General features: G+C 49.7%; 12 protein-coding genes and 3 tRNA genes. 7 read left to right on the top strand and 8 right to left on the bottom strand.

Translation table 11 applies throughout. From position 1 onward, the window contains the following. Positions 1 to 10: 10 nt before the first annotated feature. Positions 11 to 1339: an amino-acid N-acetyltransferase gene (argA, locus tag AB3Y96_RS17795; RefSeq protein WP_043495288.1), complete on the bottom strand. Its 1329-nt coding sequence runs from the start codon at positions 1337 to 1339 to the stop codon at positions 11 to 13. Positions 1340 to 1572: 233 nt separating this feature from the next. Here argA and amiC point away from each other — a divergent pair, with 233 nt between their 5' ends. Next, complete coding sequence (gene amiC / locus AB3Y96_RS17790; RefSeq protein ID WP_072309674.1) at positions 1573 to 2823, top strand: N-acetylmuramoyl-L-alanine amidase AmiC; 1251 nt, start codon at positions 1573 to 1575, stop codon at positions 2821 to 2823. Positions 2824 to 3459: 636 nt separating this feature from the next. Here amiC and AB3Y96_RS17785 read toward each other — a convergent pair. The 3 genes from AB3Y96_RS17785 to AB3Y96_RS17775 form a co-directional block, all read right to left on the bottom strand. After that, positions 3460 to 3536: transfer RNA gene (locus AB3Y96_RS17785), tRNA-Met, on the bottom strand. Between the two features lie 100 nt (positions 3537 to 3636). After that, positions 3637 to 3713: transfer RNA gene (locus AB3Y96_RS17780), tRNA-Met, on the bottom strand. 56 nt (positions 3714 to 3769) lie between these two features. Then, positions 3770 to 3846: transfer RNA gene (locus tag AB3Y96_RS17775), tRNA-Met, on the bottom strand. A gap of 215 nt (positions 3847 to 4061) precedes the next feature. On the opposite strand from AB3Y96_RS17775, the gene mltA reads away from it, so the two are divergent. Both mltA and tcdA read left to right on the top strand, forming a co-directional pair. Further along, a complete protein-coding gene (gene mltA / locus AB3Y96_RS17770) occupies positions 4062 to 5177 on the top strand; it encodes a murein transglycosylase A (protein ID WP_367299849.1) in 1116 nt (371 codons plus the stop codon). A gap of 110 nt (positions 5178 to 5287) precedes the next feature. Then, on the top strand, positions 5288 to 6106 hold the full coding sequence (gene tcdA, locus AB3Y96_RS17765; RefSeq protein WP_367299848.1) for a tRNA cyclic N6-threonylcarbamoyladenosine(37) synthase TcdA: 819 nt from the start codon (positions 5288 to 5290) through the stop codon (positions 6104 to 6106). Here the strand turns inward: tcdA and csdE are convergent, their stop codons facing one another. Further along, positions 6107 to 6541 (bottom strand): cysteine desulfurase sulfur acceptor subunit CsdE, encoded by a 435-nt coding sequence (gene csdE, locus AB3Y96_RS17760; protein WP_367299847.1) that lies wholly within the window; start codon positions 6539 to 6541, stop codon positions 6107 to 6109. It abuts the gene before it with no gap. After that, a complete protein-coding gene (gene csdA / locus AB3Y96_RS17755; RefSeq protein WP_367299846.1) occupies positions 6538 to 7770 on the bottom strand; it encodes a cysteine desulfurase CsdA in 1233 nt (410 codons plus the stop codon). The genes csdE and csdA overlap by 4 nt, the downstream gene beginning before the upstream one ends. Before the next feature lie 190 nt (positions 7771 to 7960). Between csdA and AB3Y96_RS17750 the strand changes: the two genes are divergently transcribed. The 4 genes from AB3Y96_RS17750 to rlmM all read left to right on the top strand — a co-directional run bounded on the left by AB3Y96_RS17750 (position 7961) and on the right by rlmM (position 11073). Then, entirely contained in the window at positions 7961 to 8182 is a 222-nt protein-coding gene (locus AB3Y96_RS17750; RefSeq protein ID WP_004094379.1) for a YgdI/YgdR family lipoprotein, read from the top strand. Positions 8183 to 8565: 383 nt separating this feature from the next. Further along, complete coding sequence (locus tag AB3Y96_RS17745) at positions 8566 to 9483, top strand: transcriptional regulator GcvA (protein WP_040045320.1); 918 nt, start codon at positions 8566 to 8568, stop codon at positions 9481 to 9483. A gap of 56 nt (positions 9484 to 9539) precedes the next feature. Further along, positions 9540 to 9935, top strand: coding sequence for a DUF423 domain-containing protein (locus AB3Y96_RS17740; RefSeq protein WP_172625155.1), 396 nt, complete (start codon positions 9540 to 9542; stop codon positions 9933 to 9935). Continuing rightward, the gene (rlmM, locus tag AB3Y96_RS17735; RefSeq protein ID WP_072309678.1) at positions 9928 to 11073 is read left to right on the top strand and encodes a 23S rRNA (cytidine(2498)-2'-O)-methyltransferase RlmM; all 1146 of its coding nucleotides are present in this window, start codon (positions 9928 to 9930) and stop codon (positions 11071 to 11073) included. Before AB3Y96_RS17740 ends, rlmM begins: the two co-directional genes overlap by 8 nt. 73 nt (positions 11074 to 11146) lie before the next feature. Here the strand turns inward: rlmM and xni are convergent, their stop codons facing one another. Together xni and ppnN are read right to left on the bottom strand one after the other, a co-directional pair. Then, on the bottom strand, positions 11147 to 11899 hold the full coding sequence (gene xni, locus AB3Y96_RS17730; protein ID WP_367299845.1) for a flap endonuclease Xni: 753 nt from the start codon (positions 11897 to 11899) through the stop codon (positions 11147 to 11149). A 68-nt stretch (positions 11900 to 11967) separates the two neighbouring features. Beyond that, a complete protein-coding gene (gene ppnN, locus AB3Y96_RS17725; protein ID WP_367299844.1) occupies positions 11968 to 13332 on the bottom strand; it encodes a nucleotide 5'-monophosphate nucleosidase PpnN in 1365 nt (454 codons plus the stop codon). Positions 13333 to 13555 lie beyond the last annotated feature (223 nt).

Here is a 13555-nt window from a genome sequence, read left to right as displayed (position 1 = left end):
CGAAGTAGCCTCAAGATAAGTCGGCGAGCAAAATCTTGGAACGGCGCTGGTAGTTGTACAGCTCCTGTTTTTGCATCGGGAGCACGTCAACTTCTGCGGGGGTAAAACCACGCTCTTGGAACCAATGGATGCTGCGCGTGGTGAGCACAAACAGTTTTTCCAGCCCCATTTGTCTGGCTTGTGCTGCCACGCGTTTGAGCAGGGCTTCGCCGCGAGAAGAGCTGCGATAGTCTGGATGTACCGCCACGCAGGCCATTTCGCCAATGCGTTCCTCAGGGAATGGATAGAGCGCCGCACAGGCAATGGTTAGGTTATCTCGCTCAATAATAGTGAATTGATCGATTTCCCGTTCGAGCTGTTCACGCGAACGGCGAACCAAAATACCTTGCTGCTCTAGCGGGCGAATGAGCTCCAAAATACCGCCGATATCATTGATGTTGGCGCGACGTATTTGTTCGGCACTTTCCATCACGATCTGCGTGCCGATGCCGTCGCGGGAGAACAGCTCTTGCACCAAAGCGCCATCGTCCTGATAGCTAATCAGATGGCTGCGCCCCACGCCACTCCGGCAGGCTTTTACGGCTCCACGTAAAAAGCGCACGGTGCCAGAGTTGTAATCGCCAGAGGCTTCCAGTGTTTCAATGCGCGTCTGCGCTTCGTTGGGTAGCAGCTCAGAAACGATCGAGCCATCGTCGTTTGTGACACCTTGCGAAGAGCAAAAACCAATCAGCTTTTCGGCTTTCAGCTTAATCGCTAACTGAGTGGCGACCTCTTCGGAGGTCAGGTTAAAACTTTCACCGGTAACGGAAACGGCAACTGGGCCCATCAACACAATGGCGCCGCTGTCGAGCTGACGGTGAATGGCCTCTTCATCGATACGGCGAATGCGCCCGCTGTGGCAATAATCCACTCCGTCGTCGACGCCGAGTGGTTGCGCGATAATAAAGTTCCCGCTCACCACGTTGATATGGGCACCCTGCAGCGGCGTGTTATTTAAGCTCATGGATAGGCGCGCTGTAATATCTAGTTGCAACTGACCCGCAGCCTGTTTCACCAATTCAAGGGTTCTGGAATCTGTGACGCGCGTATGCTTATGGTAGACAGGCTCATAGTGGTGTTCATTCAGATTGCTATCAATCTGTGGGCGTGCACCGTAGACGACAACCAGTCGGATGCCAAGGCTGTGCAGTAACCCAATATCATTGACGATATTGGCAAAGTTTTCATGCTCAATGGCCTCTCCGCCAAGCATCACAACGAATGTCTTGCCACGGTGAGTATTGATGTAGGGTACTGAGTGACGAAAACCCTGAACCAGTTCGGTGCTACGCTCCTTCATGAGACCCTCTGAATTTTTATTCGCTAAAACTGTATTTTTATTCTTTATTGCGAATAAAGGCAAGTGTGAATTTTATGTAAATTCAAGTCATATCTGCTACGAATAGGGATATCTGTAAAACTCCTTTAAGCATTTTCTAATGACAGCCCCGCCGCGATTCGATAAAGTTTTGCCCTAAAATTTGTGCTGAGGCGCTGTTCTCCGCTGTATTTGGCTTTTTATTTTGGGATTGCATGACAAATTCGAACCATAATCTGACCCGTCGTCGTTTGTTGCAGGGTGCCGCTGCTACTTGGTTTTTAAGTGTAAGCCGAGTGGGTTTTGCTGCGTCTTCACAGGTGATTGCCGTAAGGGTATGGCCGGCGTCGACCTATACTCGAGTGACGCTGGAATCGAAAATTCCCCTGAAATATAAGCAGTTTGCGTTAACGAACCCGAATCGAATCGTCGTTGATATCGAGGGTGTTCACCTTAACAGCGTGCTTAAAGGGATCAGTAGTCAGGTTCAGTCGGGCGATCCCTATTTAAAGACTGCGCGGGTTGGGCAGTTTGATAAAAATACCGTGCGTCTGGTTTTAGAACTCAAACAGGAAATCAGCCCGAAGCTGTTTACCCTAGCGCCGTTTGCCGAATTTAAAAACCGTTTGGTGGTCGATCTTTATCCGGCGCAAGGTACGAGCGCGGCGGAAAACGATCCGCTGCTGGCTTTGCTGGAAGATTACAATAAAGGCGATTTAGGAAAGAGTTTACCGCCGGAAGGGCCGCAAAAAGGTAAAGCCGGGCGCGATAGACCGATTGTTATCATGCTTGATCCTGGGCACGGTGGTGAAGATCCGGGAGCAATTGGTAAAAATAAGACGCGTGAAAAAGATATCGTGTTGCAAATTGCCCGTCGTCTAAGCGCATTGATTAAAAAACAGCCCAATATGCGCGTGTATATGACGCGTAATGAAGATGTCTTTATTCCATTGAAGGTCAGGGTGGCGAAGGCGCGCAAACAGCGCGCTGACCTGTTTATTTCGATTCATGCCGATGCCTTTACCAGCCGCTCGGTCCGTGGTTCTTCAGTATTTGCACTATCGACCAAGGGCGCAACCAGCGCGGCAGCACGATTCTTGGCTCAAACCCAGAATGAATCCGATGAAATCGGTGGAGTTAGCCGCAGTGGCGATCAATACCTCGACCACACGATTTTTGACTTAATGCAGACCGCGACGGTGAACGATAGCCTGAAGTTCGGCAAAGAAGTGCTGAAAAACATGGGCAGCGTGAACAAATTGCATAAAAACAGCGTGGAGCAGGCCGGATTTGCGGTGCTGAAAGCGCCTGATATCCCATCTATTCTGGTTGAAACCGCATTTATCAGTAACGTTGAAGAAGAGCGTAAACTGCGTACCAGCGCTTTCCAGCAGCAGGTTGCTCAATCTATTCTGGCCGGAATTAAAGCTTACTTTGCGAATGGTGGGGAGTTGGCGAGGCGGTAAGGAATGGGCGTTCATGTACTTGCTGTGTAGTATTCCGTCTGCCTTTCGTTTATCGCGTCGTGGTGTAAGGTTCCGCCCGCCTATCAATACCGAATTACCCTGTGCCATCATAAATGAAGGTGTACGGGCAGAGACCACCAGCGCGTGGTCTCTGCACTCTCGCGCTTTTATCCGAGATGCCATTTCCGCTCCGGTTTGGTATCGCCCATCCAGGGCGCCCCAAACTCCGTCGGTACATCCCTGTACCGGCGGCTCTCTCTACCAAGGCTTAAACAATTTAAAAGATAAGAAGACAAAATGTCTTTTGTCTTTTTTATGTTTAAGGAATGCATTTTAGAGCCGCCAGCAGGGATGCTGGTGGCAGGTTGAGGGCGTACAGGATGTACGCTCCGAGACCGGTCGGCCAAACAACTCAGCAAAAAGCGCGCGAGTTGAGAGTCCCCGCGCAACGGGACTCTCATCGGACGCCTACGCCAGTGGTTTCATAGAAATGTATTTGTTGATTGGCGGACGAAACCTTTCACCAAATGGTGCATAGAAAGTGTTTGGAATTGATTTCAATGGATAAAGAGGGGAGGCAAAATTTAGACATAAAAAAACACCCGTTAAGGTGCTTATTTATTTCAGTATGAAAATTGGTTGCGGGGGCCAGATTTGAACTGACGACCTTCGGGTTATGAGCCCGACGAGCTACCGGGCTGCTCCACCCCGCGTCCGACATACTGCTTTTTCTTCTTTCTTCTTTCTTCTTTCTTCTTTCTTCTTTCGTTCTTTTTTTTTCTTTCTTAAATCAACTTTCTATGAAGTTGAAGTTGGTTGCGGGGGCCAGATTTGAACTGACGACCTTCGGGTTATGAGCCCGACGAGCTACCAGGCTGCTCCACCCCGCGTCCGGTTACTACTTTTTATATTTTTATGTACTGCTATTTACTTCTTTTCATCGGATTGGTTGCGGGGGCCAGATTTGAACTGACGACCTTCGGGTTATGAGCCCGACGAGCTACCGGGCTGCTCCACCCCGCGTCCGATGAGGGCGAACTATACACTCGATAGAATTTGATGCAAGATTTTTTTGACTAACATCACTCATTTATCAATTTGATGCATGTTTTTTAATCATTAAGTGTCCTTTTTAATCGATATCGGCATCTTAGCGTTTTTTTAGAGAGGAGAATTCCTTTCAGGCTGTGGGTTTGTTATCGTGCCGCGGTGGTTATTTGGTTTCTAGAGAGCGTGAAATGAAAGGTCGTTGGGGTCAATATGTAGTAGGTGGACTGTTGGTAGCATTGCTGGCGGGATGTTCGTCGCGTCCAACAGATAAGGGTCAGCAGTATAAGGATGGGAAGATTAACGATCCGTTAGAGCTCGTTAATAGGCCGAATGCTAAAGGAAAACCGGTTAACGGAAAGGATTTCTCCGATCAGCTCACCGCAATCCAACGTGCATCGCCTTCTCTCTATAATAGAAACACCGACACTTTCCAAGCGGTGACCAACTGGTTACGAGCCGGAGCCGATACGCGTCAGCTTTCCCAGTTTGGGTTGAACGCTTATCAAATGGAAGGGATGGATAATTTTGGTAACGTGCAGTTCACGGGTTATTACACGCCGGTGATTGAAGCGCGTTATACGCGTCAGGGTGAATTCCAGCACCCGTTGTATCGCATGCCGAGTAAAGGAAAGAACCGCCGCCTGCCGGAACGCTCGGCTATTTACTCCGGCGCGCTGGATAACCGCAATCTGGAAATCGGTTATAGCAACTCCATTATGGATAACTTCATGATGGAAGTGCAGGGCAGTGGCTATGTAGACTACGGCGATGGTCGCCCATTGACCTTCTTTGGTTACTCTGGCAAAAACGGTCATGCCTACCGCAGTATTGGCAAAGTGCTGATCGATCGCGGTGAAGTTGCGCGTGAAGAAATGTCGATGCAGGCGATTCGTAAGTGGGCGGATAATCATTCTGCCGCTGAAGTTCGCGAGCTGCTGGAGCAAAATCCTTCTTTCGTATTCTTCAAACCTGAGATGTATGCGCCGGTGAAAGGGGCAAGCGGTGTGCCTTTAGTGGCAAAAGCATCCGTTGCATCAGATCGTTCGTTGATCCCCGCGGGTTCTACGCTGTTGGCTGAAGTGCCATTGCTGGATAATCAGGGTAAGTTTACTGGCAAATATGAAATGCGCTTGATGGTGGCTCTGGACGTAGGTGGTGCAATTAAAGGCCAACACTTCGACATCTATCAGGGCATTGGTCCAGAAGCAGGGCATGCGGCTGGTTTCTATAATCACTATGGCCGTGTCTGGGTGTTGAAAACTCCGCAAAGCGGTGGACCGTTGTTCAGCGCTTATAATAGATAACACATTTTATTGTTTTCCCTCCCTGCCTCCTCCTTCTCAGGGGGAGGAGCAGTTTGCTGCTCCTCGGCCGGCGAGGGGCTGTATCAAGAATTTCTAAGGTAATAAATCCAATGACAGCATCTTTTTCCGACGCTTATATGCAGCGTTTTAGCGGTATTGCTCGCTTGTATGGTCAGCAGGCGCTGGGCGTATTCTCTCAGGCTCATGTATGCGTTATCGGTATTGGCGGCGTGGGATCGTGGGCGGCAGAAGCGTTAGCTCGCACGGGGATTGGTGCTATTACGTTGATCGATATGGATGATGTTTGCGTGACAAACACCAACCGGCAGATCCATGCGTTGCGCAGCAACGTGGGGCAGGCGAAAACAGAAGTGGTTGCTGCCCGTATTCGTGAGATCAATCCAGAGTGTCAGGTTACCTGCATCGATGATTTTATTACGCCAGATAACGTTGATAAGCTGATTGATAATCGCTTTAGCTATGTTATAGACGCCATTGATAGCGTGCGGCCAAAAGCGGCACTGTTAGCCTATTGCCGTCGCTTTAAAATCCCGATTGTGACGACCGGTGGCGCGGGCGGGCAAATTGATCCCACGCGTATTGAAGTCGCCGATTTGGCGAAAACCATTCAAGATCCGCTGGCGGCCAAGTTGCGTGAGCGCTTGAAGAATGATTTCAACGTGGTGAAAAATAGTAAAGGTAAGCTGGGTATCGACTGCGTGTTCTCGACCGAGCCGCTGGTCTATCCACAGCCTGATGGTAGCGTATGTGCTTCTCGCAGCACTGCGGAAGGGCCTAAGCGTATGGATTGCGCCTCTGGATTTGGCTCGGTCACGATGGTGACGGCAACCTTTGGTTTTGTTGCCGTGGCACATGCGATTAAGAAAATGCTGACTAAGGCTGAGCGCATGGCTGCTCAGCCGTCATGATTACAGGTAGCTTTGCGCGATTCTTTTGATCCCAGCGGCGAGCGAGTTTAAACCGCTGGCGCGCGAAGAGCTTAACTGTTCCAAAATATTGAGCTGTTGAAATAGCGCCAGCGGGTCGCTTGCCATAATCTGCTGCGGCGTTTTGCCTTCTGACGCCGTTAGCAAGATTGCCAACAGACCTTTGACGATGCGCCCGTCGCTGTCGCCATAATAATGCATCGTCCCATCCTCAAGTAATTCTCCACCTAACCACACTTGATTTTCACAGCCTGCTAGCTCGGTTTTTTGCTGCTTCAGTTCAGGTGGAAGCGCAGGGAGCTCACGTGCGAACAGAATGATTTGGCGATAGCGATCTTCCCAAAGCGTTAGAGATTCAAACCGTGCGGCTAACATTTCTGACGTTAATGTCCGGCCAAAAGGATGGGGGGAAATCATGCAAAATCCTCGTCGTTCAAGATTGATAGCGCATAGTTTACCGCTTTTACCAACGCGGTGACGTCTTCAGGGCAATTATAGGGCGCAAATGAAGCACGGAGCGAACCGGTAATGCCCAATGCCTGTATCAACGGCTGCGCACAATGCTGGCCAGCGCGTAACGCTACGCCTTGCTCAGCTATCAAAGCGACTAAATCGCTGTGGTGAATACCTGCAATATTGAAAGCCAGCAGCGCGGATTTAGGCGCACGGTAGCTGATAAACCCTTTAATCTGGCTAAGCTGTTGTTCTGCTTGTTCGGCCAGCGAGACGCAGTAAGCTTCCGCAGCGGCTAAATCGACGTGTTCTAACCACTCAAGTACCGCGGAAAATCCGATAACTCCGGCGATGTTGGGCGTTCCTGCTTCGAAACGGTGAGGAACGGTTTGTTCGATAAAACCGTCAAACCCGGCTTTGGTTAGCATTTTCCCGCCGCCCTGCCACGCATGCATCTGCGCTAGATATTCAGGCTTACCATACAACACGCCAAGCCCCGTTGGGCCATACATCTTATGAGCAGAAAATGCATAAAAATCAACGTTAAGATCGGCGACGTCAAGCGGATGATGTACCACGCCTTGCGCGCCATCAATCATAACTGGCGTGCCATTTTGATGCGCCAGTTCTAGCGCGTAACGTAGATCGGGGCATCCGCCGGTAACGTTCGACATTTGCCCCAAGGCTATCATTTTGGTGCGCGAAGTGAGTAGGGCCGGTAACTGTTTTAGATCCGGTAGTCCGTGTTGGTTGACCGGCAGCTTAACGACATTAGCGCCACATTGTTCAGCCACCATCAGCCACGGTATCAAGTTAGCGTGATGCTCTGCTTCACTTACCAGAATTTCATCACCGGCCTGTAAAACGGGGCGCAGATAGCTTTGCGCTACGAGGTTGATGGCTTCGGTGGTTCCTTTAGTCCAAATAATGCTGTCTGCGCTGTGAGCATGGAGAAGCTGGGCAACCTGCTGACGAGCCGATTCATATCGCTGAGTCAAACGCAGAGCAGCCTGATGTTGGCTGCGGTGTACGGTAGCGGCGCTGCCAGCGTAATACGCTTGGGTGGCTTCAAGTAGTGCTTGAGGTTTAAGTGCGGTTGCTGCGCTGTCGAGGTAGACCGCATGCTGCTCGTTATCTTTTGTTGAAAGTGCAGGGAAGTGGCCGCGAAAGGCTGAATAATCAAAGGATGTCATGCGGAATAATTCCTCATTGCGGGCCGCTTAGTTGTCACGCTCAGCGGGGGCGTGACAGATTAATCTGAATAATCCGGCAGTTTTCTGGCAAAGCTGAAATAGCTTGTTATGCTTTTAACTACTGGCAAATGAATGTGCCGGAGATAAAAAGAGCGTTTAGTAGCGCATTTTAAACTGCAAGGAGTAAATCATGAAGAAATTAGGTGCTGTTTTATCCGCTGTGATGTTTACCTTCGTATTGGCTGGTTGTTCAAGCAATTACGTCATGCATACCAACGATGGTCGCACTATTGTGAGCGATGGTAAACCTCAGGTGGATAACGAAACCGGAATGATTAGCTACAAAGATGCTAACGGCAATCAGCAGCAGATTAACCGTAACGACGTTAAAGAAATGACTGAAAGCAATTAATTTGATTATTAAAATCAACGTCGTAAATCTAAAAGCGCTGACTTCGGTCGGCGTTTTTAGATAAAAAAAAGCACCGCAAATTGCGGTGCTACTAATCACTATGGACAGACAGGGTAAATGTACAGGAAGTGAAAAAACAGTAGCCTAGCTACTATGTCTGAAATCGTCAGACAACTTGCAAACACAACATCACAACCACAAAGCCAAAAGTATTCAGGAACCAAATCCACAAACACTTTTTCGTTCCGGCTCGGGAAGTGGCGTCACTATAGGTATTTGCTGGCCTATCCTCAACGGACAATTTATAATGGCTCGGATAAAAAAAACTAATGGGTAAATAAACGGTTAATTATCTGCAACCGTTTGATAAAAAGTGTCCAGCCATGTCTAAACGATTACCACCACTAAACTCACTGCGCGTGTTTGATGCGGCAGCCCGACATCTCAGCTTTACCAAGGCTGCAGAGGAGCTGTTTGTTACTCAGGCTGCGGTAAGTCATCAGATTAAATCATTGGAAGATTTCCTTGGGCTGAAGCTATTTCGCCGCCGTAATCGCTCTTTGTTACTGACGGAAGAAGGGCAAAGCTATTACCTCGATATCAAAGAAATTTTCTCATCTCTTAATGAGGCAACGCGTAAGCTACAGGCGCGTAGCGCCAAAGGCGCATTAACCGTTAGCCTGCCGCCAAGTTTTGCCATTCAATGGCTCGTTCCACGTCTTTCGGGTTTTAATTCTGCCTATCCGGGCATCGATGTGCGTATTCAGGCCGTCGATCGCGAAGAAGGGAAGCTAGCCGATGACGTTGACGTTGCTATTTTTTATGGACGAGGGCACTGGCCGGGGCTGCGCGTAGAGCGTCTGTATGCTGAGTATTTGCTCCCCGTTTGTTCACCGCAATTATTATTGGGCGAACATCCACTAAAAGATCCGGCCGATATGGCTTATCATACGCTGCTGCACGATACGTCGCGTCGAGACTGGTTAGCCTATACCCGTCAATTAGGGCTACAGCATATTAACGTTCAGCAGGGACCTATTTTCAGCCACAGCGCGATGGTGGTTCAGGCTGCGGTGCATGGTCAGGGTATTGCGTTAGTGAATAACGTGATGGCGCAAACCGAGATCGAAGCCGGTCGTCTGGTTTGTCCGTTTAACGATGTGCTCATCAGTAAGAATTCATTTTATCTGGTCTGTCAGGATAGCCAGGCGGAGCTGGGGAAAATTGCGGCATTCCGTCAGTGGATCCTCGCGCGTGCGGCGAGTGAGCAGGAAAAATTCCGTTTTCGTTATGAATCTTAAGCATCGCTTGCCGATGATAAGTATTCATGCACACGGCTTAATACAGGGTAATCGGAATGAGTAGTCGTTCAATGATGATTTTTGCCGCGATCAGCGGTTTCGTTTTTGTTGCATTGGGGGCGTTTGGCGCACATGTCTTGAGCCGAACCTTGGGTGCTGCTGAGATGGATTGGCTGCATACTGGATTGCAGTATCAGGGGATCCATACGCTGGCAATTTTAGGGCTGGCAGCCTTAATGCAGCGTCGTAAAAATCTGTGGTTCTATTGGAGCAGTGCGTTATTGGCTCTGGGAACCGTGTTGTTTTGTGGAAGTCTTTATTGTCTGGCGCTGTCGCATCTTAAACTGTGGGTGTACATCACACCTATCGGCGGCGTTTGCTTTTTAGTAGGTTGGGCTTTGATGTTAGTAGGTGCCTTACGCATGAGGAAAAGGGCGGAACGCCATGAATAAATTAGCTTTATATTGCCGCCCAGGATTCGAAAAAGAATGCGCAGCAGAAATTACCGAGAAAGCTGCGGCTCTTGAAGTCTTTGGTTTTCCAAGAGTTAAAGAAAATAGCGGCTATGTGACCTTCGAATGCTATCAGTATGAAGATGCCGACAAGCTCGCCAAAAACTTGCCATTCCGTGAGCTGATTTTTGCTCGTCAGATGATTGTGGTGGGTGAGTTGCTTAAAGATTTGCCGACTGACGATCGCGTTTCGCCGATTGTCGGAATGCTGATGAACGTGATTGAAGGTGCCGGTGAACTGCGCGTTGAAGTTCCGGATACCAATGAAAGCAAAGAGCTGATGAAGTTCTGCCGCAAGTTCACGGTGCCACTGCGCGCTGCGCTACGTGAGCAAAAGATCTTGCTGAAGAACGAAAATGCGCACCGCCCTGTGGTGCACGTGTTCTTTATTGCGCCGGGCTGCTGCTATGTGGGTTATTCCTATAGCAATAACAACTCGCCGTTCTATATGGGGATCCCGCGTCTGAGATTCCCATCGGATGCGCCAAGCCGTTCAACGTTGAAGCTGGAAGAAGCGCTGCACGTGTTTATCCCGCACGATGAGTGGGATGAGCGTCTTGCTGGCGGTATGAAAGCGGTCGATCTGGGTGCATGCCCCGGTGGCTGGACTTACCAATTGGTGAAACGCAGCATGTGGGTGCATTCAGTCGATAACGGTCCAATGGCACCCAGCCTGATGGATACCGGACAGGTTACACACCACAAAGCTGATGGTTTTAAATTTGAGCCACCGCATACCAACGGTGTTGATTGGTTGGTATGTGACATGGTTGAGAAACCGGCGAAGGTTTCAAGTTTGGTCGCGCGTTGGCTGGTGAATGGCTGGTGCCGTGAAGCTATCTTCAACCTGAAGTTGCCGATGAAAAAGCGTTATGAAGAAGTGAGTCAAAACCTGTCTATTTTGGCGCAAACGCTGAAAGACAACGGGATTAATGCTCAAATCGCAGCTAAACAGCTTTACCACGATCGTGAAGAAATCACGGTGCACGTGCGTCGCATCTGGGGCGCGATCCCAGGCCGTCGCGATGAGCGTGAACTTAACCGTCGTATGCAGTTGAAGAATAGTAATAATAGCTAAGTGATTGATCCTCTCCTAGCCTCCCTTGAGAAAGGGAAGGTTAGGAGAGGGAAGTTTTAACTGGTGGTCAATTCTACGGTAAACGCAGCTGCTGCAGGTTGCCGCTGATCGTCAGATTGGTTTGTAGCGTGGCGACTTTCTTACACAGCTCCGCCTGTTCCCGGTGTTCTTCCAACTTCTTGCGCCATTTATCTGGCACACTTCCGATTTGTTCAAAGATATTAGCCAGCGAGCCAAATTCGTTAAGCAACGTAGCCGCTGCTTTTGGCCCAATGCCGGGTATGCCGGATATCTTGCTGCTGCTGATCCCTGCCAGTCCCCAGTAATCTGTGAGCTGTTGTGGTTCTACGCCGAACTCTTTTTTCACGAAAGGTAAATCTAGCCAGCGTTTTTGGAAGTAATCACGGATTTGAATGGTAGGGGCTAACAGCTGACAGTAGCCTTTATCCGTGGAGACGATCGTCACGCGATTTCCCGTTTGCGCAATTTTGTATGCCAGCGTCGCGGCGAGGTCATCCGCTTCATTACCTGCCGAATGCCAGCTTTGTATGCCTAATTTATTGAACGCCTCACGGATGGCGGGCATTTCTGCGGCTAAGTTTTCAGGCATGGCGCTACGGCCGGCTTTATAGTCCGGTAAGGCCTGATGACGCCAACTGTTATCGCGATCGTCTTCATCAAAAACGGCCACGGCATGGGTTGGTTGGCTGTGCGCCAACAGTTGCTGTAGCGCATGCTGGCAAGCAATAACGCAGGGTGAACCCTGAACGGCATGAATGCGGCGGATGAGGTTTAGGGCGTCAACGATCAGAAGGTGTATTTGCATGATGGTTATAATTATTCGGAAAAGAAAAAGGGCGGTAACTCGACCGCCCTGCATAAAGTAATGGTTAATTACTTAATGATTTCATAGCAAGGTTCGTAGGCGGTTCCCGGCAGCTTCATACGATGCTGTGCGACAAAGCCTTGCAGCAGATGATCCATGTGCTGCATCATTTTTGCATCGCCGTGGATCTTAAACCGACCATGTTTTTCAATCTCGGCAATACCCACTTCTTTCACGTTACCCGCCACAATGCCTGAGAATGCGCGGCGTAGCGCTGCCGCTAACTTCTCAGGCGGTTGGTCAGGATGCAGATTTAGCGCGGCCATGTTCGCGTGTGTCGGCTCAAACGGCAGCTGCAAATCTGGCGCAATTTTGATCGACCAGTTAAAGCTGTAGAAATCACCGGTTTGGCGGCGGTTCTCTTTTACTTTCGGCATGGCGCGTTTCATCTGGCGAGCGACCTCAGCCGGATCGTCGATGATAATGGTGTAATGCTTACGTGCTGTTTCGCCCAGCGTACTCATGATGAATTCATCCAGCACGCGGAAGTAATCCTCACTCTCTTTTGGCCCAGTTAGGATCAGTGGTAAAACCTGATCTTTGTTTTCTGGATTCATCAGAATGCCTAGCAGGTAGAGCAGCTCTTCTGCCGTCCCCACGCCGCCAGGGAAGATGATGATGCCATGACCAAAGCGAACGAAGGCTTCCAGACGCTTTTCAATATCCGGCATAATCACCAGTTCGTTCACCAGCGGGTTAGGCGGCTCGGCGGCGATGATGGAAGGCTCGGTCATACCGATAAAGCGACTTTCTCTGTAACGTTGTTGGGCGTGTCCAACGGCGGCACCTTTCATCGGCGCTTCCATTGCGCCTGGCCCGCAGCCGGTGCAGATATTCAGCTCGCGCAGTCCTAGCTGGTTACCCACTTTACGTGCGTACAGGTATTCGATCTCGTTAATGGAATGCCCTCCCCAGCACACAATCATGTTCGGTTCTTCGCCAACGTGCAGGGCGCGGGCGTTACGCAGAATCGAAAATACCATGTTGGTGATATGTACTGGGCTTTTGGCATCCAGATGTGGATAGCGATCGGTGTTGGTCATCTGTCCGTTAACAAACAGAATATCGCGCAGCACGGCAAATAGGTTGGCCTGTAGAGCGCGAATGATCTGCCCATCGACAAAAGCGTCTTCAGGCGGATTAACCAATTCCAGTTTCACGCCGCGCTCGCGACGTAGTACGTTGATGTCAAAATTTTCGAAGCGCGATAGTAGCTCGTTGCTGTTATCAGTTTGTGCGCCGGAGTTAAGTACGGCGAGGGAGCAGTTGCGGAATAGGCGGTATAAATCACTGCTTGCCGTGCGCTTTAGCATGTCGACTTCAAGCTGCGACAATAAATCCATAGACCCAAGCGGGCTGATATGTGTAATCAAAGTCACTCCTATACATCTACCGATGCGGTTACCGCGATGGCATCAGGAATAACGAGTCCTGTCTATTGTTAGGCAGGCTCAATTCCGTTGTTCCTGATACGTTTTGCTACTGTATTAATGCACGCTTTCACCTTACAGATTTAGCATTCTGAGCCGATAGCCTATTTATGCTCAAGGCCTGATAGGTTGCTTGATTCATCAATAGCTTATTGTGAACTCGTGC

Source organism: Hafnia alvei, assembly GCF_964063325.1.
GTDB classification, from domain to species: Bacteria; Pseudomonadota; Gammaproteobacteria; order Enterobacterales; family Enterobacteriaceae; genus Hafnia; species Hafnia alvei_B.
The sequence above is the reverse complement of the archived record's forward strand: the minus strand, read 5'-3'. Positions and strand labels throughout refer to the sequence as shown.